Annotated in this window: 20 protein-coding genes; all 20 read right to left on the bottom strand. The window is 33.9% G+C overall.

Annotated elements, in window-relative coordinates; translation table 11 throughout:
• Positions 1-223 precede the first annotated feature (223 nt).
• The gene (locus tag BMY18_RS01460; RefSeq protein ID WP_092449853.1) at positions 224-463 is read right to left on the bottom strand and encodes a hypothetical protein; all 240 of its coding nucleotides are present in this window, start codon (positions 461-463) and stop codon (positions 224-226) included.
• Between the two features lie 182 nt (positions 464-645).
• The gene (locus BMY18_RS01455; RefSeq protein WP_092449851.1) at positions 646-1,458 is read right to left on the bottom strand and encodes a Cof-type HAD-IIB family hydrolase; all 813 of its coding nucleotides are present in this window, start codon (positions 1,456-1,458) and stop codon (positions 646-648) included.
• Between the two features lie 91 nt (positions 1,459-1,549).
• Positions 1,550-3,226 (bottom strand): S8 family peptidase, encoded by a 1,677-nt coding sequence (locus BMY18_RS01450; protein ID WP_092449849.1) that lies wholly within the window; start codon positions 3,224-3,226, stop codon positions 1,550-1,552.
• Between the two features lie 272 nt (positions 3,227-3,498).
• Entirely contained in the window at positions 3,499-5,124 is a 1,626-nt protein-coding gene (locus BMY18_RS01445) for a mannitol dehydrogenase family protein (protein WP_092449847.1), read from the bottom strand.
• A gap of 620 nt (positions 5,125-5,744) precedes the next feature.
• Positions 5,745-7,235: an ATP-dependent Clp protease ATP-binding subunit ClpX gene (gene clpX / locus BMY18_RS01440; protein WP_092449845.1), complete on the bottom strand. Its 1,491-nt coding sequence runs from the start codon at positions 7,233-7,235 to the stop codon at positions 5,745-5,747.
• Positions 7,236-7,913: 678 nt separating this feature from the next.
• On the bottom strand, positions 7,914-9,455 hold the full coding sequence (locus BMY18_RS01435; protein WP_092449843.1) for a S1C family serine protease: 1,542 nt from the start codon (positions 9,453-9,455) through the stop codon (positions 7,914-7,916).
• Positions 9,456-9,728: 273 nt separating this feature from the next.
• Positions 9,729-11,456: a phospho-sugar mutase gene (locus BMY18_RS01430; RefSeq protein WP_092449841.1), complete on the bottom strand. Its 1,728-nt coding sequence runs from the start codon at positions 11,454-11,456 to the stop codon at positions 9,729-9,731.
• Positions 11,457-11,530: 74 nt separating this feature from the next.
• Positions 11,531-11,797: an HPr family phosphocarrier protein gene (locus BMY18_RS01425; RefSeq protein WP_092449839.1), complete on the bottom strand. Its 267-nt coding sequence runs from the start codon at positions 11,795-11,797 to the stop codon at positions 11,531-11,533.
• A gap of 21 nt (positions 11,798-11,818) precedes the next feature.
• Entirely contained in the window at positions 11,819-13,126 is a 1,308-nt protein-coding gene (locus tag BMY18_RS01420; protein WP_092449837.1) for a CdaR family protein, read from the bottom strand.
• On the bottom strand, positions 13,092-13,979 hold the full coding sequence (cdaA, locus tag BMY18_RS01415; protein ID WP_092449835.1) for a diadenylate cyclase CdaA: 888 nt from the start codon (positions 13,977-13,979) through the stop codon (positions 13,092-13,094). The genes BMY18_RS01420 and cdaA overlap by 35 nt, the downstream gene beginning before the upstream one ends.
• A 53-nt stretch (positions 13,980-14,032) precedes the next feature.
• Positions 14,033-15,088, bottom strand: a complete 1,056-nt coding sequence (locus BMY18_RS01410) for a hypothetical protein (RefSeq protein ID WP_092449833.1) — start codon at positions 15,086-15,088, stop codon at positions 14,033-14,035.
• A 19-nt stretch (positions 15,089-15,107) separates the two neighbouring features.
• Positions 15,108-15,509, bottom strand: coding sequence for a hypothetical protein (locus BMY18_RS01405; RefSeq protein ID WP_092449831.1), 402 nt, complete (start codon positions 15,507-15,509; stop codon positions 15,108-15,110).
• Positions 15,510-15,641: 132 nt separating this feature from the next.
• Positions 15,642-16,721 (bottom strand): Ig-like domain-containing protein, encoded by a 1,080-nt coding sequence (locus BMY18_RS01400; protein ID WP_092449829.1) that lies wholly within the window; start codon positions 16,719-16,721, stop codon positions 15,642-15,644.
• Between the two features lie 74 nt (positions 16,722-16,795).
• On the bottom strand, positions 16,796-18,283 hold the full coding sequence (gene lysS, locus BMY18_RS01395) for a lysine--tRNA ligase (protein WP_092449827.1): 1,488 nt from the start codon (positions 18,281-18,283) through the stop codon (positions 16,796-16,798).
• A gap of 38 nt (positions 18,284-18,321) precedes the next feature.
• A complete protein-coding gene (gene greA, locus BMY18_RS01390) occupies positions 18,322-18,804 on the bottom strand; it encodes a transcription elongation factor GreA (protein ID WP_092449825.1) in 483 nt (160 codons plus the stop codon).
• A 157-nt stretch (positions 18,805-18,961) separates the two neighbouring features.
• On the bottom strand, positions 18,962-19,924 hold the full coding sequence (dusB, locus tag BMY18_RS01385; protein ID WP_092449823.1) for a tRNA dihydrouridine synthase DusB: 963 nt from the start codon (positions 19,922-19,924) through the stop codon (positions 18,962-18,964).
• A gap of 102 nt (positions 19,925-20,026) precedes the next feature.
• A complete protein-coding gene (locus BMY18_RS01380) occupies positions 20,027-20,359 on the bottom strand; it encodes a DUF6145 family protein (RefSeq protein WP_092449821.1) in 333 nt (110 codons plus the stop codon).
• Between the two features lie 14 nt (positions 20,360-20,373).
• Positions 20,374-21,354 carry a biotin--[acetyl-CoA-carboxylase] ligase gene (locus tag BMY18_RS01375; protein WP_092449819.1) on the bottom strand — a complete coding sequence of 327 codons (981 nt, stop codon included), beginning with the start codon at positions 21,352-21,354 and terminating at the stop codon, positions 20,374-20,376.
• A gap of 57 nt (positions 21,355-21,411) precedes the next feature.
• Positions 21,412-21,708 (bottom strand): hypothetical protein, encoded by a 297-nt coding sequence (locus BMY18_RS01370; RefSeq protein ID WP_092449817.1) that lies wholly within the window; start codon positions 21,706-21,708, stop codon positions 21,412-21,414.
• A 24-nt stretch (positions 21,709-21,732) separates the two neighbouring features.
• On the bottom strand, positions 21,733-22,725 hold the full coding sequence (argF, locus tag BMY18_RS01365) for an ornithine carbamoyltransferase (RefSeq protein WP_092449815.1): 993 nt from the start codon (positions 22,723-22,725) through the stop codon (positions 21,733-21,735).
• Positions 22,726-22,973: the final 248 nt, after the last annotated feature.

The following is a 22,973-nucleotide window of genomic DNA, read 5'->3' as shown; positions in this document are numbered from 1 at the left end:
ATTATTAGCTCTAATTATATACTTTAATTATTAACTCTAATTATTAGCTCTAATTATTTATTCTAACTATAAACTCTAATTATTTATTCTAACTACTTATCCGAATAATTCATCAATGTATTCTATTATAACATAACCTTGTTTGACTTTCATCGAATAAATATTTATCAAATATTCCTATACATTATAAACAAAAAAGAAAAGGGGCAATTATACCCCCTCTCTAACCTTTTATATCTGTAATTGACTTTGTTGTATAAAAATATATTTCTTTTGCATCATGATCATAGTATTTCATTCGTCTCATTGCTAACTGTGCCTGTTCTTCTTTCTCTTCTTTCACTTCTTTCACATCTTTAACTGTAACTTTTTTAACGGTCTTCTTTTCTTTTTTGGCTAACATGCTTGCAAAATTTTCATAAGTCACAAAATCCTCTTGCTCCAAAAAATGTTTCTTATCCATTGAGCTGCTAACTGCAGCTATACTGTTGACGGGTTGTACCTTCGTAAAACCTCTAATTATTTCAGCTATAATCCCCTCCTTGGAACCTTATTTTTCATAGTTACTGAGCCTCTACAAATCACTTAAGCATCCTTGCCTGTTGCTATCTTATATATCGGTTGACATAATCCTTTTCATTAGCTTTAATCATTTAATATAAATTTTTCAATTGCATAAGCCACTCCATTATCATCATTTGACAATGTAATATAATCTGCGTATTCTTTTACCTCTGGATATGCATTTTCCATTGCGATAGATAATCCTGCATATTTTAGCATTGAAATATCATTCATACCATCACCACACACCATTAACTCTTCTCTTTTCAGATTCAAAATATCTAAAAGACTTTCAAGCGAAGCTGATTTCTCAATCCCTGCAGGAACAACTTCCAAGAAATATGATTCGGAAAAAAATGCATCAATTACTCCTGGAAATAATTCAAGTAATTCTTTTTGCACTGGAAGTAATTTTTGATGTACTCCAACCACTAAAAACTTAGCTACTGGATAATCTACAAATTTTTGCAGATTATCTACTTTCTTTATTTTGACATTATTGCAAAGAGACTCTTTTATCATATATTCATCGCTATCATTTTCAGCTACAATTTCAGTATCTGTATATGTAAGCGCAATCACATCATTTTTATGAGCCGATTCGCAAATCGCCTCTATACATTGTTTCGGTAGAATCTTCTCATAAATAATTTTACCAGTTTTGCAATCAATAATATTGCCACCGTTATAAGCCAGAATATATCCGCCTTTCTCCTCGAGGGACAATTCTTTTGCAATTGGAGCAATACCAATAACTGGTCTTCCAGAGGCCAATATCACTGCAGTCCCTTTTTCAATCGCCTTATGAATCGCTTTTATATTTTCCTGGGATAACTGTTTTTTTGAATCGATTAAAGTTCCATCCAAATCTAGTGCTAGTGCTTTATATTTCATTTGTACTCCTACTTGACATTAATTATTTCATTTTAATATCTATTTCTATTTACGTCAACTATTTTGTGTTCAACTTGAAACCAACTTGATCCTATCTCAATCGTTGAAACACATTATAAATATTTACTTTTCCATAACCCCAAACATTATTAGGATACTCTAATTCATCACTTCTTACCGCACCCCTAATCAATAATTTTTGAATATCTTGACCATTCATACTGGTATAGTTCCCTTTGACAATTCCCCATTCCAACATCATTGCTGCAATTCCTGCTGTGTGAGCAGTGGCACAACCTGTTCCCGATGCAGTTCCATAAGTATTCCCAATAACTGGGCAGGTTAGGTCAACACCTGGTGCTGCCAAATCCGGCTTAATAACATTTGTACGTGTATATCCTCTGCTTGCATTAATTGCAATTCCACCACTTTCAGGATTATATGATGTAATCGTAATTGACTTAGCAGCATTTCCAGGCGATATAATTGTCTTATTCGGATTAGATTGTAAAAAATACGTGTCATCTGTAATCAACTGGGCGCATGGTAGCCAAACATTAAATTCCGAAGATGCATTATCCATATTATACACGCGGAACTTCCATATCCCTGCCAATGCAGTCTGAAAGCGAACTAATATCAATTGATCTCCTGTATCACCTTCACTTATTTCATTATTAACCCAAAGTACTGAAGATTCAAAAACATAACTTAATTTATGACATTCGTTGATTTCCGGGTAGATAGGAGCTGTATATTCACCTGTAGGTGATGTAATATCTAAGGCAATTCGATAAGGTGCTTGTTGCCATATTTCCATTGAAAACAAAGTATCTGCGATTCCTACATTCAGTTCAAACTCTTTAAGCGGTTCTCCTTTTGTTAATTTTCCCAAATAATGCCTACGTGAAATACCCTCATTGCCGGCAGGTGTCATCGTACATACCTTAGGAACCTGAGAAAGAAAATCTAATTGACTACTAACCGCTCCAAATCCATCATGACCTCCTTGATTCGTTCCCAGACCAAAACATAGTACAATTGGCTTTTGTAATCTTGCGGCAGTGGCGATAATGTATCTCATACCCATTAGGATATCTGTATCTTGATAACAAATTGCTTTTGATGGAATACAAAATATATCACGGGTTATTTGTTTTGCCTGTTTTAATTTTACAATAACCAATTCAGTCTTTGGGGCAACGCCAGAAAATTTTTGAGACACATTTAGATTTCCTGCAGCAATTCCTGCCAAAATAGTTCCATGTCCAATTTCATCAGTAGTTGGAACAATCGACATTGGGTTATCCGAAAGCAAAGCGGCATTTATAATTTTATTATCATACTCTGTTCCATATGGCATTTCAGTTATATTATTCTGCTCATTATTAATCGTTTGATCCCAAATTGATACAATACGAGAAGTTTTATCAACATTTACAAATGCCTGATGTTGATATTCAATACCCGTATCAACAAATCCAATTAAAACGCCTTCTCCAAACAAAGCTAAATTTGGATTTTTCTGTATTTCAGTAACACTTGATCGGTCTAAACTATCTAATGAAGCCAGTGAAAAACAAGAGGGAAAAAAATTATAATTAAATTCCCCAAGCGAACATTTTTCAATATCAGCAATTGGTAAATGTAACATAGAATGTTTATTATTAATGAGAGTGATATTATCCTTTTTTTCATTTTGATATTGTTCTATAATTTCATTTCTGATTATTAAATCCGCATAATCTTCACTGATTATTTTATTCATAATCCTCCCCATTCATGTGGCTTGCCTTAGCAAGACGCATCTCAAGTTTGTGCCGCAGGCACAAATCTTGTCATAATAAAGGTATTTTTGATGCACTTTTTAAATACCTGCTCACAACAGACTGATATAAAATTATATTAAAGACAACTTTTTTTTATGCTTTATAATGCAAGAAGAACTGGTACTCTTGACAAAAGTTTTGTCAAATCAAGTATCAGTTCTTCTCGGGAAATTTATATTTTAATAATCACGAAGTCAATATCACCAAATAATTATTTATTATTTAATAAATGTTTTTTCAATGTAGCTCTTATCGCTCCCGGACCTGCCATTAACTCTGCAAAATCAGCTTCTACGGCTTCTCCTAGACCAGCTTCGTATAAATCGATCGCAAAGATCTTTTTATCACTAAGTATTGGTTTTAAAATATCATGGAATGGACCCTTTTGTCCCAATTCTAAACCAGCTAGTTTTTCTTCTAGTACATCAAACATAGGATCTGGGCTAACATCAAAACGATTGCCTTCATCATTGATACCCAAAAGATATCTGCACCATCCAGCAAGTACCAACGGTATCATTTTCAAATCTTTTACATCTAGATTGTCATTTGCAATATATGCCTTAATCGTCTCACCATAACGGATAGAAAGTTTTTGTGAGGTATCACAAGCAATACGTTGAGGGGTATCTGGCATAAATGGATTTGGAATACGTACATTTAGCACCTCATCAATAAATGCTTTGGGTGAGATAATTCCTGGATCTACTACAACAGGAAGACCTTCTTTATAACCAATCACTTTTACCAATTCGGCTAGTTCTTTATCCTTCATCTCTTCACTGATTTTTGTATATCCAAGCAAACAGCCATAAACAGCCAATGCTGTATGGAGAGGATTTAAACATGTACATACTTTCATTTTTTCTACTTTATCTACAGTTTCTCGAGTTGTAAAAATAACTCCAGCTTTGTCTAACTGTGGACGTCCATTTGGAAATAGGTCTTCAATTACAAGATATTGTGCTTCTTCTGCATTTACAAAAGGTGATACATACGTATTTTTTGATGTTACAATGCTTTCTGTATCTTCAAATCCTACTTCACTAAGCATCTTCTTCACACTATCATCTGGACGTGGCGTGATTTTATCAATCATGCTCCATGGGAAAGATATTTTTTGTGGGTTCTCTATATATGCCTTAAATCCGGCATCCGCAAATCCATTCTCAGTCCATTTCAAGGCAAATGCATGTACTGCTTCAAAAAGCTTGCTTCCATTATGAGAACAGTTATCCATACTAACAAGTGCTAATGGTTGTGCTCCTCCATTGATATAACGTTCAAAACACAAGGCAGTAAGCTTTCCGATATAACTCTTAGCGGTTTGTGGCCCATTTTCAAAATCAGCTTGTACGTCTGGCAATATGGTACCTTTGCCACTAACAAGGCTATATCCTTTCTCTGTGATTGTAAAACTAACCATCTGCAAACTTTTTGATCTAAATATTTCTTTTAATCTTGAAAACTCTTTTTCATTTTCGCTATCTAATATTAACGATTCTGCAATACTTCCAATTACCGTTTTTTCAATAGTACCATTTGCCTTCAAAGTTACCAATAAACTCAATTCATCATGTGGTCTATACATACGTTCTATAATCTCACCATCATAACCATCTACTGCAATAATACCTTTTGTATCCAAACCTTCATTTAATAATTTTTGCTGTAAAGCCGCTGGAAATGCACGAAAAATATTGCCGGCTCCAAAATGTATCCAAGTTGGCTCTTCTTTTGTGGCTTTACGCATAGCTGAGCGATCGAAACTGAATAAATTAATTCCAGCCTTCTCCCATTTTGATTTTTCTGTAAGTTCCTTATCATTTAAATTCATTAAAAGTCACCTCTTTCATTTATTTTTATTGTATATATATTTAGCAAAATTCAAAACTGATATATCACTTAATGATAATATCAAATTATTATGTTTAAATCTTATCTTATATTAATCTATTATGCTTATTGGTAGGCTTATACAGTATCTATTAATAATATATTACAAGTATATTTCTTTGTATTTTAATATCTTCACATCTCATATATAATACCAGCTCCCCACCTTTCATATTCAGCGCATTCGATTTTATAACCATTTTATCTTGTTTTTTCAGAAATCATATATATGCTACTTATTTTATAACCCTAGCATCTATTATTGATATTTTAACACTAATATATCAGTAATTCAATTCATTTTTTTATTTATTTTTTATTTATTTTTTATTTAAAAACCATTTCATTACTTTATTGTTGTTTTTCTCTATTGTTGTTTTGCTTTATTGTTTTTTCTTTATATAAGATATTTAGAATTATTATGCGCTTGATTATATTTTGCTATGCAACTGTTCTCAATACAAATGATTCAAAATAAAAGAAGTGCTTAAAACATTGATTCAATTCAATGTTTTAAGCACTTCTTATTATTATTTAATTCCTGGCTTTTTTTACAATATATTACATTCCACGCAGTTCAATTATTGGACCGCCTTTTTTATTAATGTAATCTCCAGTAATTGTGACCTTTCCGATATTATTATCTTTCGGTATTTCATACATGATATCCAACATAAATTCTTCAATAATAGATCTAATCGCTCTTGCTCCTGTTTTTTTTGCAATTGCTTTCTCCGCAATTGCTTCAAGTGCACTATCATCAAATATCAGATTCACTTCATCTAATTCAAGAAGCTTCTGATATTGCTTAAGTATCGCATTCTTAGGCTCTTTCATAACTTCGACTAACATTTCCTTTGTAAGGCCTTGTAATGTAAATACAATTGGAAGTCTTCCAAGAAATTCTGGTATCATTCCAAATATTTTCAAGTCTTCCAGTGTTACCTGACTGAGAATATTAATATCTTTATCATGTTTATCCTTCAGGTCAGCTGCAAATCCAATGGATGACTGCTTGTTTATTCTTTCTTTAATAACATCTTCTAATTCTGGAAATGCACCACCACAAATAAACAAAATATTTTTTGTGTTAACAGTTGTCAATGGAACCATTGCATTTTTACTATTAGAACCGACTGGCACTTCTACTTCACTTCCTTCTAATAGTTTAAGCATTCCTTGTTGAACTGATTCACCACTTACATCTCTACTTCTAGTTTCTTTTTTCTTTGCGATTTTATCTATTTCATCAACAAAGATAATCCCTCTTTCCGCTTTTTCAACATCATTACCAGCAGCGGCTAAAAGTTTTGAAACAACACTTTCAATATCGTCACCAATATATCCAGCTTCTGTAAGTGAGGTTGCATCTGTAATTGCCAAAGGCACATCAAGCAGTTTTGCAAGTATCTTAACAAGATATGTTTTACCACTTCCCGTCGGCCCAATCATAAGCATATTCGATTTTTCTATTTCTATTTCTTCCATGGTGTTTGTATTAGATGCTACTCTTTTGTAGTGGTTATATACAGCAACAGACATGATTTTCTTAGCATGCTCTTGTCCTATCACATATTCATCTAATTGCCTTTTGATCTCATGTGGTGCTGGGATTTTTTTAATATCAATAGGATCTAACACTCGTTTTTCTTCTGTTGATTTCTTTTTTAGTCTTTGTTTTTTTGGTATTTCTAAATTAATATTATCAAAGTTGAAATTATCAAGGTTGATTGGTGTAAGACCTTTTGCTCCTGGTAAATTGCTCAGTTTTAGCATTTCTTCATAATTAATATCTCCAGAGTTCAGTGTGTCAAATGTTCTTTGCATACAATCAGAGCATATATTTATGTTGTTAGGCATACTAATCATTTTTCCAGCTTTACTTTCAGACCTTCTGCACATATAGCATATCTTTTCATAATCATCTTCATCATCTTTATCTTCTTCATGCGCTTTATTACTTAATATATCTTTATCTTCCACTTTATTGTTTACAATATTTTTATCTTTACTAACTTCATCAGAGTTAATATTTTCTTTTTCATCTGCCATTATAGTTATTCCTCCTAAGCATTCAATATTAACATTATATTACGACACCTCCCATTTTACAAATAAAATAAAACTAAAGTTATGCTGTGGGGTTTTAGGAATATTACACTTTGGGGTACGGACGAAAAATCTCGTATATGGCCTCCTGTTCGCTCTTGCCTCTACAGCCATGCAATATTGTCTGCATTCGGTTCGACACCGTGAAAAGACGGTGTCAACCGCCTGTAGACAATATTGCATGGCTGTAACGGCAACAGGCGGACAATAGAGGCCATATACGAGATTTTTCTGCCTGTCGACTCCGGTCATATTTCAAAACAAAGCCCACGGAGCATAATGGACGCCGGCCCACTCCCACTCAGAACCATTCATATCCCACCATCAGTGCAAGCCCACTCCCACTCAAAACCATTCCACCCCTTCCGTGTAGTCAAAAAAGGGGGTGGCGGTGCCGGAGGCCGCCGCTTCAATGTAAATTATGAGTGGTCGACGAGCAGAAAAAACTTGTACATTTCCTCTATTGTCCGCCTGTTGCCGTTACTGCCATGCGGGATTGTCTTCAGGTGGTTGACACCGGTTTCTGGTGTCGAACCAAATGAAGACAATCCCGCATGGCTGTAGAGGCAAGAGCGAACAGGAGGAAATGTACAAGTTTTTTCGTCCGTCCGTCAATATTATTTACTTCGAAGCTGCGCTTCCAAGCGTTACTTGAACATCTTTGGTTTCATATGTTTTATTATCACTATTATAATGATAATAACTAATCTTCACTACATCGCCTGTCGCATAATACTGCATTAGTGTTTTTAATCCAGCAAACGAAGTAATATCTTCACCATCAAATGATGCAATTATATCTTGCTTTACCAATCCAGCTTTTTCCGCTGGTGAACCAGCAGCCACTTGAGAGACCATTACGCCTTCAGGTACATTATAGGTGATTGAAGTAGAACTTGTAACATCCATTCCATTAATGCCAAGATATGATGCCTTGCTGGTTTCAACCTTTGCTTTTGTCTGTTTTGTACTCAAATTATCTATAATATCTTTTACAGATGAAATTGGAATTGCATATCCCATACCCTCTACTCCAGTAGACGAATATTTTGCTGCATTTATTCCAATCACTTGACCACTAGCATTTAGAAGTGCACCTCCGCTATTACCAGGATTAATTGCTGCGTCAGTCATGATCAAATTTGTATATTGTGTATTCTCAACTGTAATAGAACGATTCAAAGCGCTGACCCAACCAACTGTAACAGATTGGCCCTCACCTAATGCATTACCAATTGCTACTACCGATTCACCAATTTGAATACTATCAGAATCCCCTAATTCAGCTATTGCAATATTGCTAACTGTTGATTCTTTTAAATCTGAAATCTTAACTGCAACTACAGCGATATCTTTGTCAGATTTACTACCTTTTACCGTTGCACTTACTCCTTCATTATCATTAAATGTTACTTTTAAATTGTTAACTTCATCAACAACGTGAGCATTTGTTACAATAAGAAGTTCTGTATCATTTTTCCCAATGATAATACCTGTTCCACTTGTTGATGCCTCTGATGCCCCGCCACCAAAGTAGCCATAAGAGCTAGAAGTAGTTGTTACCGTTCCAGTAATTGCAACCACTGCCGGCATTGCTGCTTTAGCAATAGTTGGAACATCCAATGCAGTACCCACTGCACTTCCCGTTTGCGAAATTATATTAGATGTTGTACTTGCAATTCCAGATGCAACCGTAGGTATGTTTACATTACTTGAATTACTCGCACTTGTTGGAAAATAATATACTCCTGTATAATATAATCCGTACATTGTACCACCGGCAATAACACCACACATAACACTTGCTGCTACTAATCTAATTACGTTTCTGAAACCTTTTCCACCCGTATTTTTTGATGTTTTTTTTGCTGCCTTTTTTGCTGCTTTTTTTGCTGCTTTCTGAGTTGCTTTGCTAGTATTTATACTTGATATGTTGAATAGAGTACTACTATTATCTGATGATGCGTTCTCAACCGTCGTGCTATATGGAATATCACTATAATTATCATTATACTGTGATGAACTGTACTCTACTGATACATCTGAATTATCATCAGTAGATTGGTCCTCACCAATTGTGCTAGTTGATTCCTCTTCATACTTTATTGGTAACCCAGTTAGTGAATCAAATTTTGGTCTTTCGTTGTCATTATTATTTATCATATTAATTTCTCCTTTCGTCTAAAGCCTTTAGGCTTTAGATACATGCTTTGCAAATTTTAAAATTTATGACTGTATTCGTTGAGTAGTGCCAAATAAGCTTAGCCTTACTTTGCTAGTATTCATGCAAACATAAAACACATCTCGCTTATAGATTTTAGTCTAGCAACGAAATGTGTCATATATGTGTTCGATATGTTAAAAAATAATGAACGTTTTTTCTTCGACTCGCCACTCACTTTTACAATATGCTGAGACCTTTGTTAGGAAGTAATATTACTGTCCAACTTCTTCCATAACCGCATCTGTTAACTTCTCAAGTTCCAGATTCGCATCTTCTAGACTTATGCCTTTTACTCCCATATAAAATTTTATCTTAGGTTCCGTTCCAGATGGTCTTGCGCAGCACCATGAATTGTTGTCCAGTTCATAGTATAATACATTTGAAATAGGAAGTCCTGTAGTCGTTATTTCACCAGTCTTCATGTTTTTAATTTCATCGTTTTTATAGTCTCTTATTGCCAACACTTCAAATTTTCCGAAATTTTTAGGTGGATTTGCTCTAAGATTATTAAGCATCTCCTGGATTTTTGCTACTCCTTCAACCCCTTTAAGCGTTATTGATTTTAAGCCTTCTTTGTAATAACCATATTTATCAAATATACGAAGCATCTGATCCCACAGTGTCAAACCCTTTGTCTTATAATAAGCCGCCGCTTCACACAGTGACATAACAGCTACAATAGCATCTTTATCTCTTGCATGTGTACCAACAAGGCAACCATAACTTTCTTCGAATCCAAATTCATACTCATAGGTCTTTTGTTCTTCAAAAAGTTTAATCTGTTCTCCAATATACTTAAATCCTGTTAACACTTCGATTAGCTTAACGTTATATTCTTTTGCAATAGCATCAGCCATATTAGTTGAAACGATGGTTTTAACAAGTGCCCCATTATCATGCAAGAGCCCTTTTTCTTTTCTTTGAGATAATAAATATTCCGCAATCAGCATTCCTGACATATTACCTGTAAACGATATATATTCACCTGTTTTAGAATCCTTAGCATATACTCCAAGCCTGTCTGCATCTGGATCAGTTGCAAGTACAATATCTGCATCCTTTTCTTTTGCAAGTTCAAGTGCTAATGTAAATGCCTTTGGATCTTCTGGATTAGGATAACTAACCGTACTAAAGTTAGAGTCTGGTTTTGCCTGCTGTGGTACAACAAACACTTTCTTAAAACCAAGTTCTGTAAGTACTCTTCTAACTGGAATATTACCAGTTCCATGAAGTGGTGTATATACAATTGTAATATCATCTGCAACTTGCTTTATTGCATCAGGATTGACAATTAATTTCTTTAATTCTGCAATATATTTGTCGTCAAGATCGCTGCCAATCACATTATAAAGACCTGCAATCTGTGCCTCATCTTTGTCCATAGTTTTAACAGTATTATAATCTATAACATTATTAACTTCTGTAATAATCTGTTCATCCTTAGGAGCCGTAATCTGCGCGCCATCTTCCCAATACACTTTGTATCCATTATATTCAGGAGGATTATGACTTGCCGTTACTACAATTCCAGCAATACACTTTAATTCTCTTACTGCAAATGATAATTCTGGAGTAGGTCTAAGTGATGTGAATATATATGATTTAATTCCATTCGCATTCAGGCAAAGTGCGGCTTCATCTGCAAATTCTGGTGACATACGTCTTGAGTCATATGCTATCGCAACACCTTTGTCGGCTGCATTTTCTTTTATAATAAAATTAGCAAGTCCCTGAGTAGCTTTTCTAACTGTGTAAATGCTCATTCGATTAGTACCATTACCAATCACACCTCTTAAACCACCAGTGCCAAATTCTAGTTCTCTATAAAATCTATCTTCAATCTCTGCCTTATTCCCGGAAATTGATTTTAATTCCTCACGTACTGCTTCATCAAAATATTGATTATTACACCACGCACTGTAAGTATCCATATAATTCATATCTCTATAACTACCTTTCTAAAAATAATATTTTAATTCGATTGATTTGATTATATTATAATCTAAATTCTAAATCAATCCTTTATTTCTTCTTTCAAAGTATGAATAACATCTTCTAATGCTTCTAGCTCATCCGGTCCATCACATATGAGGTTGATTTCATCTCCGCATTTTATTCCTGCCGCAAGAATTGAAAGCATGCTCTTCGCATTAGCGGTTTTTCCCTCTTTGTATTCAAATGTGATTTGAGAATCATACCTACTCGCATTTTCACTGACTGCACCAGCTGGACGTAAATGAATTCCAGATGGACAATCCACAATTATTTTTCTACTTAGCATTTAAACACCTCGAAATAATTATTAATGTATCGCCGTTGTAGCACTTATCGTATTATCAGTAGCCGTTGGTCCCGTTGTATCTTTATTTTTGATAAGCGTTAGTTCTACATTATAAGTTTGCTTGAGAATTGCACCTGTCGGCAATGTAACATTCAATATTGCACTATTTACACCTACGGCCAAATTGCCAGTATCTATCGTTGGCTTAAAATCGGCTGAAGCAACTGCATTTACAATACTTTCAGTTCCAAGTACAATTATATTTATATCTTTCACATTTCCATATGAAACACTATATCCTTCTGGTACATTTAATAAATTAATACTATCAAATTTTATATTAAATTCTTTTTCTTTTATAACGGAAACCTTTGCAGTTGCCGTGACTTTACTATCAGAAACAAGTGATACATAAGAAGGCAAGTAAGTTTTAATATTTATAACAAAATCTTTATTCGCATTTAAATTAGTTACATCAATCGCATTAGCACTAATTTCTACAGAATCTATTTTTTTTAGATTCTCTTCGGTTCCCATCACCACAATTTCTGCACTACTGTAATCGATTCCAGTAAGCTTATATCCAACTGCCACATCACCTTGACTTTTGAATTTAATTGGAATGGTTTTCGTTGGTAATAATGTTGCTTTAAAATCTACAGCTGTCTTTCCCAGCTCAATTTTAGTATCATATATCACATTACCGGCTTCATCATATAATTTCAAAGGTGCTGTATCATCAATATCCATAGATGCGCCACTTACATCATATGTCGCTTTTACAGAATTAACACCGTTAATTGTAGAAGCAGATCCAGTCAGCTTAACCGTTGTAGGTGATATTTTACTTTCACTCACAACATATCCTCCATCTGGCGTACCCACTGTTTCCACCTGTATATTAAAGGTTTTAGAAACTCGGTTCTCGATACTTAGTTTAATTGCCGTTGTTTTAGGTGTCACCTCAAGACTTGAAGTAGATACCCCGTCCTTTGAAATCTTCACTTCGATATCAACATAATCTGAATACACTGTAACTTTACTCAAATCTGCAGTTGCAACTATATCAGACGCTTTAATATCGCTTACAATGCTCCTTGGTCCACTAATATATACTGAAATTTTACTTCCATCAACCACTTCAAATGTATAATCCTTATCCGTTAAGCTTTGTGTATTAGTCAAAGTAACAGCTACTCCAGGAATCGTTATACTTGTAGTTGGATCATAGATATTTACAATAACTGCCCACAAAATAATAGCGCATATTATCGAAAGAATTTTTAGGCTGAAATTATTTAACATTTTTCCTTTCATTTTTCCCTTCATTCTTCAACCTTCCTTTCCATCTCTTGAAAGATTTCACATCTATAGTCTTCCTTCTCATATACTCAAGTTTATTACGGATTGAATCGCCATCCATATTATGAATTAGTTCACCACCAACAGCTACTGATACCGCTCCTGTTTCTTCTGATACAATAATTGTAAAGCTATCAGTAACTTCACTAATGCCAACAGCTGCCCTATGTCTGGTTCCGAGTGATTTACTCAAGCCCATATTATCTGAAAGAGGTAAATAGCAAGTTGCTGCAATAACTCGATTATCTCTAATTATTATTGCTCCATCATGAAGCGGTGTATTATGTTCAAAAATATTAATTAGGAGCTGACTTGTAACGACTGCATCAATTTCAATTCCCGTCTTTTCATATTCTAGTAATTTCATTTCTTGTTCCAATACAATTAATGCCCCTGTCTTATCCTTCGCAAGCTCAAATGTCGCCCTAATAAGTTCATTAATTGTTTTATTACTAAATCTCTCATCTTTTTCACCTTCAAACTTGAAAATATTAGTCAATATCTTCTTTCTTCCAAGTTGTTCCAATGCTCGCCTTAGTTCGGGCTGAAAAATGATTACAAGTGCAATTATGCCTACATTAATTGTCTTACTAGCAATCCATAGAATTGTTCTAAGATCTAGGATAAAAGCTATCAGCGTAAATACACCAATAATAATAATACCTTTCAACAAAGCCCAAGCTCTTGTATCCTTAATCCAAACCAAAATATTATATAATAAAAATGCAATAATAATTATTTCAATTGTATCGGTCCAGGATAGCTGAGGAATATATATCTTTGAAAGATAATTCTGTAAAAAGTAATTTACTGCTGACACGTCTTCACACCCTTTCTATTCTAGTAAATTTTAGCTCTATAATTCAATACATATTATTTGTCAACAGATGACATTGCATCATCTTCATCAAATGAATCTTCTATATCTTTATTAGGTGTTTTGTTATAGATCTTACCCGTATCATATTTTCTATCTCGCTTAATATCATCTGTTTTCTTAACCTTCTGTGCATTAATACGTTTTACTTTTACATCTTGATTCACAATATTAACTTTAGGAACAGCTTTAACATAATAATAATACTCATCATCTTCATATTGTACAGATTCGGTTCGTTTATAATCAACGCTAAAGAATAGAATCTGTAGCAAATAACCAAGGATTACTGCTAAAACGGTACCAATAATAACGAAAATCATATCTATTTTAGCAGATAATGCTAGCTTACCAACAACAAGGATTATAAATTGCGCAAGCGCCCCTGATAAAATAGCATATGACCAAGCATTTTCAACTGATAATCTTCTAATTGCATATACAACAACAATCGAAATTGCAACTGCAACTACAAGCAAAATCATTTCTTTATTATTCAATAAACTATTAACAATAAACGAGAATTTTTGCATACTATTTGATGCAGACTCACTCGCAATTGCTGTCTGATATTCACTTGCTGTTTTAATAATGTAATATACTATAATTCCAAAGCTTGCTGGAATCACTGCAAGTATACCTGATGTAAGTCCAATTGCAATTGGTACCAAATATGGCAACTTAATCCAACATAATATGGCAGTAATAATTAATATATATCCTGATTTAGGTGTAAATCTAAAGTATAATAAATACATCAATAGAAATAGGCAAAGTGATACAACTGCAAGTTCTGCAGAGATTGCATACAAATGCGCCACTATAAATGCTGATAAACATACTACCGTAAATCCATTTGGCAAAAAAGCGCAAAATATCGATACAAATATTGCTATTAATGGATTCTTGATTTTAGACATATATCCAATGCTTCCATTAAGCAGTGATATCGAAATGAATGACACTAAAAACTTTGCACTAGGTATAATATACACATCATACATGCCGTATATTTTTTTTATTTTTTCCTTTAATTCTAATAACGCTACCATATAGAGATATCCTCCAATTTTAATTTTTCTTCTTTTGACTATTGTAAAAACGTTCTAACTTATTCAATCGCAAAAAGAATTTTTTCATCTCTTTTCTTGAGCTTTCATATTTAGAAGAATATACAACGCCTGATATAATGCCAAATATAATAACAAAAGCAACATAATATCCAGCTAAGCTCTTTCCCATTGAAGCATAATCAATGCTATTAACATTTTGAGTAAGTGAATCCGCTTGATATAATGCAAATAAAATCACAATTATCACAAATGCAACTGTAACGGATATAACTGTTTTTAAAACTCCGAGAGAAACATAATCGCCCTTAAAATACTTAGCAGTTTTAAGCATCGTTTTTCCTTCATTCTTCTCGTAAATAGACATTTTTGTCATCATTTTAACTTTATTTTCATTTAACATATAACTCCTATCTACATGCTTTAGCATGTATCCAATCAGGATTGTGAAAAGTTCTTTTGCATGTATCCAAGTAGGATGGTAAAAAGTTCTTTTGCATCCCAATTAATACCATATATTGTACCATGATTTTCATTAATTGTATATTACAATTTGAGAATGTCCACCATTAAAAGCCGTTACAATTCTTACCATCCTACCTTCGACAGTAAATGTCCTATCTGAAGATGCTGCTATATAGTTGCTCCAGACTTGAGCATTTTCTATAGGTAGCAAGCTAGCAATGACCTGTTTTATTTTCATGTCATACCCTTCGCATCTTTGCTTTATATAAATTATAGTCACATTAGATTGGATTACTATCTCTCCATAATATGTATTATTTTCTTGATAAACATATACATTTGATAATACCTTACTATACCCAAATTCGTTAAGACTTCCATTTAATTCCGTGCTCTTCAACCCACTGTTTGTACCACTGTTTGTGCCACTATCCGGACTAACAGGGTTGCTTGAGTTTCCATTATTTCCTGTATTATTAGTCCCACTCGGGTTATTTGTATTATTTGATACAGGATTTGTTGTATTACCTGTATTATTTACGGTACTACTATTATTTGAAGTTCCACTAATTGAAGTTCCATTACTTGAAGTTCCATTACTTGAAGTTCCATTACTTAACGTGCCGTTACTCGACGTTGCTGAGCTAGCGATCAAATTAAATATAGGTAAATCATTTTGAGATTTTGCTGTATCATTATTTAAAATCCCCTCTATTACAATAGCATCAGAAGTACTTCCTAGTGTTGCAGTTAATGCTGAAGTTCCTTTCCCTTTAATTATAATTATTCCCTCAGAATCAACAGTAAATACATTTTCATCGCTACTACTCCAATTAATTGTTTTTTCAACTTCTACAGGATCAATACTCGCAGTAACTTTAAGGGTAGTTCCAATAGGAATTGCGCAACTATCCATATCAATTGACACTGTAGCATCTAGTAGAGTATTTGACGCCTTTTCATCTACTGTGTTAGAGCCTACGCCAGCATCAGATATACTAACATTTACAGATTCCTTCTTGGGTTTCTCGCCAAACACAAGCACTAAAGAAGTTATAATTACAATTAATACGGTTACTAAAACCAAAATTGGAACAGGTTTTAATCTTCTTCTTTTCTTTTTTATATCATTCTTCTTTTGTGTCGCCATATTTGTCCCCTCCTAACCCAAAAGAGCAAGCTACACTATTCATGCACTCGCTCTTAATTAGTATATCATATAAATCAATCTTTTGTTTTCATAGTTGGAAATAACAAAACATCTCTAATTGCAGCTGAATCCGTGAGAAGCATTACTAGTCTGTCAATTCCAATTCCCAAACCGCCTGTAGGTGGCATACCGTATGCCAAAGCATTCAAGAAATCTTCATCTATACTATTCGCTTCTTCGTCTCCTGCAGCTTTCAAAGCTTCCTGTGCCTCAAATCTTCCTCTTTGGTCAATTGGGTCATTCAACTCTGAGAATGCATTTGCTAATTCTCTCTTAGTTACAAAAAGCTCGAATCTTTCTGTGTATTCTGGATCTGATGGTTTTCTCTTTGCAAGTGGAGAAATATCAACTGGATGATCCATAACAAATGTAGGTTGAACCAATTGTTCTTCTACAAATGCTTCAAAGAAAAGGTTAAGTATATCACCCTTCTTATGTCTATTTTCAAACGCAATATGATGTTCTTTTGCAATTGCCTTCGCTTCTTCATCACTATTAATTGTTGAAAAATCCACGTTTGCATACTTTTTAACAGCATCTAATATTGTGATTCTTTCAAACGGTTTTGCCAAATCAATCTCAACGCCTTCATAAGAAATTGTTGTTGTACCAAGTACATTTTTAGAAACTGTTCGAAATAAATCTTCCACTAAATCCATCATTCCATAATAATCTGTATATGCCTGATATAATTCAAGCAAAGTAAATTCTGGATTATGACGTACTGAAAGACCTTCATTACGGAATACTCTTCCTATTTCATATACTCTTTCAAGTCCACCAACGATAAGTCTTTTCAGATATAATTCTAATGAAATTCTCAAATGAACATCTTCATCTAACGCATTATAATATGTGGTAAATGGTTTCGCAGCAGCACCGCCTGCATTAGGAACAAGAATAGGTGTTTCAACTTCGATATATTCTCTACCATCTAAAAATGTTCTGACTTCTTTAATAATCTGAGAACGTTTTATAAATGTTTCTTTCACTTCCGTATTAACAATCAGATCTACATATCTTTGTCTGTAACGCATATCTGTATCTTTAAGACCGTGATATTTTTCAGGCAAAATTTGTAAACTCTTCGAGAGAAGCTTTACTTCTGTAGCATGAATTGAAATCTCACCCTTCTGCGTTTTAAATACCTCACCCTGGACGCCAACAATGTCTCCCAAATCAAACTTCTTGAAATCAGCATAACAATCTTCACCCACGTTGTCTCTTGCTACATATAACTGAATATTGCCTTTTAAGTCTTGAACATTACAAAAAGAAGCCTTGCCCATAACTCGTTTGGCCATCAATCTTCCTGCAATGGTAACTGTTTTTCCTTCAAGTGCTTCAAAGTTATCTTTGATTTCTAATGTATGATTAGAAACATCATATTTCATAATCGTAAATGGATCTTTCCCATTTTCTTGCAATGTCTGTAATTTTGTTTTACGAACCTGAATCTGTTCGTTAATATCTACCGGTTGCTCGTTTTTTTGTTCAGCCAAGACTTTCACTCCTTTTTGTAAAACATATATAATTTAATCTAATTAGATTTTCTAATTGAAACCACTTTGTATTCAAAATCACCCACTTGTGTTTCAACTTTAACTAACTCTCCGATTCTTTTACCTAATAGTGCAGCTCCAACTGGTGATTCATTAGAGATCCTATTTGCTAAACTGTTAGATTCAGTTGAACCTACGATAGCGAATTCAACTTCTTCACTAAATTCAAAATCAAAAACCGTTACGATACAGCCAACACTGATTTTTCCAATATCAACTTCATCTTCATCTACGACTTCTGCATTCTTTAATATTTTTTCTATATCTTCAATTCTTGCTTCTATATCCCTTTGCTCATCTTTTGCTGCATCATACTCAGCATTTTCAGATAAATCGCCTTGTTCTCGTGCTTCTTTGATTTTTTGAGCAACTTCTTTTCTTTTAACAACCTTTAAAGTTTGTAATTCATCCTCTAACTTCTTCAAACCAGTATAGGTTAGAATGTTCTTTTTCTCTGCCATATCCCCATTACACCTTTCTAAACATAAATATAATTCTCTTAAGGAACAACGATCCTACAGAGTGTTTTTACTTTATTGGTTACTATTTCCTATAAAATAAATTTTCTTTTGTTTCCACGCTAACATCGAAACATTATATCCCATCTATACAGGAATGTCAATATAACGACAGTCTCGTGTTAACAATTTCTTCTAGTTCTGAATAACTTTCAATAAGATTCGCTTCATTTCGAAGTGCAGCTGAATGAGGATAACCTGATGTATACCACCCAAAATGTTTTCGCATTTCTCTGATCCCAGTAAACTCGCCCTTATACTCAATTAAAAGTCTAGCATGCCTTAGTATCATCTCTTTACTTTCTTCAAGTGACGGTTTATTCAAAATTTCTCCTGTTTTCATATAGTGGTTAATTCGATTGAAAATCCATGGATTTCCTCTTGCGCCTCTTCCCACCATAATTCCATCGCAGCCTGTTGCTTGAATCATCTTAACGGCATCTTCAACACAAAATATATCTCCATTTCCTATAACGGGAATTGAAACACGCGCTTTTACTTGTCTGATAATGTCCCAATCAGCAGTACCAGAATAATATTCTTCTCTTGTTCTTCCATGTACCGCAACTGCTGCTCCTCCTGATTCTTGAATAATATGTGCTATCTCAGGTGCATTTATCAATTGGTCATTAAACCCTTTTCTGATTTTTACTGTAATTGGCTTCTTAACGGCTTTTGTCATTGCGCTAATTATTTCTCCAACAAGTTTCGGATTCTTCATCAGTGCCGAGCCTTCACCATTATTAACGACTTTTGGTACTGGACATCCCATGTTTACATCTATAGTATCAAATGAACGCTCTTCAATTATTTTAGCAATTTCTGCCATGATTTTGGGATCCGCTCCAAACAATTGAACTGCAATAGGATTTTCATCAGATGTGACTTTTAAAAGATCTTCTGTATTTTTATTATTATACAGAATTGCTTTTGCGCTTATCATCTCTGAATATAGCATTCCGCAACCCTGCTCCTTACATAATAATCGAAAAGGCAGGTCCGTCACGCCTGCCATTGGTGCTAATATTACATTATTTTTAATTTCAACATTTCCTATTTGCATCCGTACTCCAAATTATATATTAATTTTTTCTAAATCATTCATACTTTTAGACATATTTGCGTTGCAAACGCAAATATTGTCATAGCGAATCTTCGATTCGCTTTATTCATACTTTTCGCCTAAGAAAAATACTTTGTAAAAAAGTTCAAGAGAAGTAAGTAGCTCTTCCTCTTTCCTCTGAATCTGCTTAATCTTCAAACCACATGCAATATCATCATATAACAAATCGCCTTCATCCGCCTGTGAGGCAAACATCAATGTGCCATCTTCTGAATATTCAAGCCTCAGGATTCCACCAACCTCTTCTGTAAATAACACACAAAGAATTTTAAGTCTGTCTTTAATATCATCAGGAAGGGATGCAAACGCATCATTCATATAATATTTTTTTTCATATGCATTAGAAACACACAATACAATTTTATCTTCGTACATAATAAATTTCCTCTCTACACATAACCGTATAATCCACGTACTGAAACTTCGCCTGCTATGACTTTTTCAACGCTTCCATCTTGCTTTTTAACAAGGAGTTCACCTTTGTCATTAATTCCAATAGCATTTCCAATAAATTGACTATTTATGTTATTGATTTTAACTTCTTTTCCAACATTCACTAACAATCCATTATACTCATCAATCAATCCCCTCAGATCCTGCGTTTGCATGAATATGCTGTAATATTTTTCAAAGTATTTTGCAAAATCCGCCACTACTTGGCTTCTTTTAATCGTCAGTCCTGTTTCTAAAAATACTGATGAAGCAATATCACTAATTTCTTCATCAAACTCTGTACTATTGATATTAATACCTATTCCTATAATAACATAGTTAACTGCATCAAGTTCTGAACTCATTTCTGTAAGGATTCCGCATATTTTTTTGCCATTTGCAACAATATCATTAGGCCATTTTATGTTACATTCCAAACCTTTTATGTTTTTAAGTGCACTAACAACTGATAATGCTGCAACCAATGTGATCATTGATGCACCATATGGATGAATTGTAGGTTTTAAAACGAATGACATCCAAATGCCACTTCCACTAGGTGATATCCATTTTTTCCCACGTCTTCCTCTACCGCCATTCTGACATTCTGCTATTACAAGTGTTCCTTGCTTCGCACCATCTTCCGCTTTTTTCTTAGCCTCATTATTGGTTGAATCAATTTCATCATAGAAATAGATTTTATTTCCAAAAAATGCAGTTTCAAATAGGCTTCCGAGTTCAACCTCAGTCAATACATCTGGATACTTTGTAATATTGTAGCCTTTGTTTTGAGTTGCTTCTATCCCATAACCATCTTCCTTCAACTGATTCATATATTTCCAAACAGCTGTACGGGATATCCCTAACTCATCACAAATACTTTGACCTGAAATATACTTATCCGAATTTCTTAACACTTTTAATATTTTGGTTTTCATTTTCTTCCCTATTCTTGTAACTTACTTTAGCAAGAGATATTCTCCTCACTCACCAATTTATAATGTACGTAATGTAACACCCCAACATAACGCAGCAAAAATCACCAGCATAATAGAAATACACGTCAACACAATTCCAGCCCTCTTTTTGCTATTGATGAAACTTTTAATAGCATCAAGCGCATTTACAATCGCACCTGAAAGGCATATTGTAGGAAACAACATGCCACGCATGCTTTTCCAGAAGATGATGGAAACAAATAAACCTATCATTAGAGCTGTCATTATTAAAATCAGAATGTCAATTGTCGTTTTAGTTTTTCTGTAAGTACCCTTTGCAGTATAATAATACATTGTTGGCTCCCTTTCTTACTATTACTAATATGCACCAAGCGTTGCAGCCATTACAGCTTTTATTGTATGCATTCTATTTTCTGATTCATCAAAAACTACAGATTGCTCTGATTCAAATACTTCATCGGTTACTTCCAACTCATTAAAACCAAATTTATCATAGATTTCTTTTCCTATCTTAGTCTTTAAATCATGAAATGCTGGTAAGCAGTGCATAAAAATTGCATCTTTTGATGCATTATCCATTACCTTCTTGTTAACCTGATATGGCATTAGCGCTTTAATTCTTTCAGCCCAAACTTCATCTGGTTCACCCATTGAGACCCAAACATCAGTATATATGACATCTGCATCCTTTGTTGCCACTTCGACATCTTCTAAAAGTGTAATTGCAGCTCCACTTTCAGCCGCATATCTCTTACATTCTTCCACCAAATCAGCAGCTGGGAAGTATTCTTTCGGTGCACATGCTGTAAAATCAATGCCCATCTTAGAACATGCTATCATCCATGAATTACCCATATTATATCTTGCATCACCCATATATACAAGCTTAACTCCTTTTAACTTGCCAAGTTTTTCACGAATAGTTAACAGATCTGCTAACATCTGTGTTGGATGATATTCATTCGTTAATCCGTTCCAGACTGGTACACCTGCATATTTTGCAAGCTCTTCAACAATATTTTGTCCAAAACCACGGTATTCAATTCCTTCATAAATTTTTCCAAGAACACGTGCAGTATCTGCAATGCTTTCCTTTTTACCTATCTGAGATCCCTGTGGATCAAGATATGTAACACCCATTCCGAGATCATGAGCAGCCACTTCAAATGAACAACGAGTTCTTGTACTTGTCTTTTCAAATATAAGTGCAACGTTCTTGCCAATTAATTTTTGTTCAATAATTCCATTTTTCTTTTTTTCCTTTAACTCAGCTGAAAGATTTAATAAATACTCAATCTCATCCGGAGTAAAATCCTTCAATGTTAAAAAATGACGTCCTTTTAAATTCATATTAGCTCCTATCTGTGTGCTTTCGCACATCTTTAATTAGGATTATTGGAAATCCTATTTGTGTGCTTTCGCAAATTTCTTTCTCAATCATATAACAAGAAAATATATTTATACCTTACTATATTATTTAGGAGTAGTCAAGTGTATATTTATAAGTTTTTTATGCATATTTATGCATATCATTTAAGTTTATTTTCAAAAAAAAGTGTGGTAGAATCACCACACTTTTATTTTTAGATCTAATAAGT

It is taken from the genome of [Clostridium] fimetarium, from assembly GCF_900111235.1.
Classification (GTDB): domain Bacteria; phylum Bacillota; class Clostridia; order Lachnospirales; family Lachnospiraceae; genus Clostridium_N; species Clostridium_N fimetarium.
This window is presented reverse-complemented; position numbering and strand designations above follow the sequence as displayed.

Coding starts and splice junctions, on each gene's coding strand:
- BMY18_RS01460 (WP_092449853.1), bottom strand. CDS start 463: ATGGATAAGAAACATTTTTTGGAGCAAGAGGATTTTGTGACTTATGAA.
- BMY18_RS01455 (WP_092449851.1), bottom strand. CDS start 1,458: ATGAAATATAAAGCACTAGCACTAGATTTGGATGGAACTTTAATCGAT.
- BMY18_RS01450 (WP_092449849.1), bottom strand. CDS start 3,226: ATGAATAAAATAATCAGTGAAGATTATGCGGATTTAATAATCAGAAAT.
- BMY18_RS01445 (WP_092449847.1), bottom strand. CDS start 5,124: ATGAATTTAAATGATAAGGAACTTACAGAAAAATCAAAATGGGAGAAG.
- clpX (WP_092449845.1), bottom strand. CDS start 7,235: ATGGCAGATGAAAAAGAAAATATTAACTCTGATGAAGTTAGTAAAGAT.
- BMY18_RS01435 (WP_092449843.1), bottom strand. CDS start 9,455: ATGATAAATAATAATGACAACGAAAGACCAAAATTTGATTCACTAACT.
- BMY18_RS01430 (WP_092449841.1), bottom strand. CDS start 11,456: ATGAATTATATGGATACTTACAGTGCGTGGTGTAATAATCAATATTTT.
- BMY18_RS01425 (WP_092449839.1), bottom strand. CDS start 11,797: ATGCTAAGTAGAAAAATAATTGTGGATTGTCCATCTGGAATTCATTTA.
- BMY18_RS01420 (WP_092449837.1), bottom strand. CDS start 13,126: ATGAAGGGAAAAATGAAAGGAAAAATGTTAAATAATTTCAGCCTAAAA.
- BMY18_RS01410 (WP_092449833.1), bottom strand. CDS start 15,088: ATGGTAGCGTTATTAGAATTAAAGGAAAAAATAAAAAAAATATACGGC.
- BMY18_RS01405 (WP_092449831.1), bottom strand. CDS start 15,509: ATGTTAAATGAAAATAAAGTTAAAATGATGACAAAAATGTCTATTTAC.
- BMY18_RS01400 (WP_092449829.1), bottom strand. CDS start 16,721: ATGGCGACACAAAAGAAGAATGATATAAAAAAGAAAAGAAGAAGATTA.
- greA (WP_092449825.1), bottom strand. CDS start 18,804: ATGGCAGAGAAAAAGAACATTCTAACCTATACTGGTTTGAAGAAGTTA.
- dusB (WP_092449823.1), bottom strand. CDS start 19,924: ATGCAAATAGGAAATGTTGAAATTAAAAATAATGTAATATTAGCACCA.
- BMY18_RS01380 (WP_092449821.1), bottom strand. CDS start 20,359: ATGTACGAAGATAAAATTGTATTGTGTGTTTCTAATGCATATGAAAAA.
- BMY18_RS01375 (WP_092449819.1), bottom strand. CDS start 21,354: ATGAAAACCAAAATATTAAAAGTGTTAAGAAATTCGGATAAGTATATT.
- BMY18_RS01370 (WP_092449817.1), bottom strand. CDS start 21,708: ATGTATTATTATACTGCAAAGGGTACTTACAGAAAAACTAAAACGACA.
- argF (WP_092449815.1), bottom strand. CDS start 22,725: ATGAATTTAAAAGGACGTCATTTTTTAACATTGAAGGATTTTACTCCG.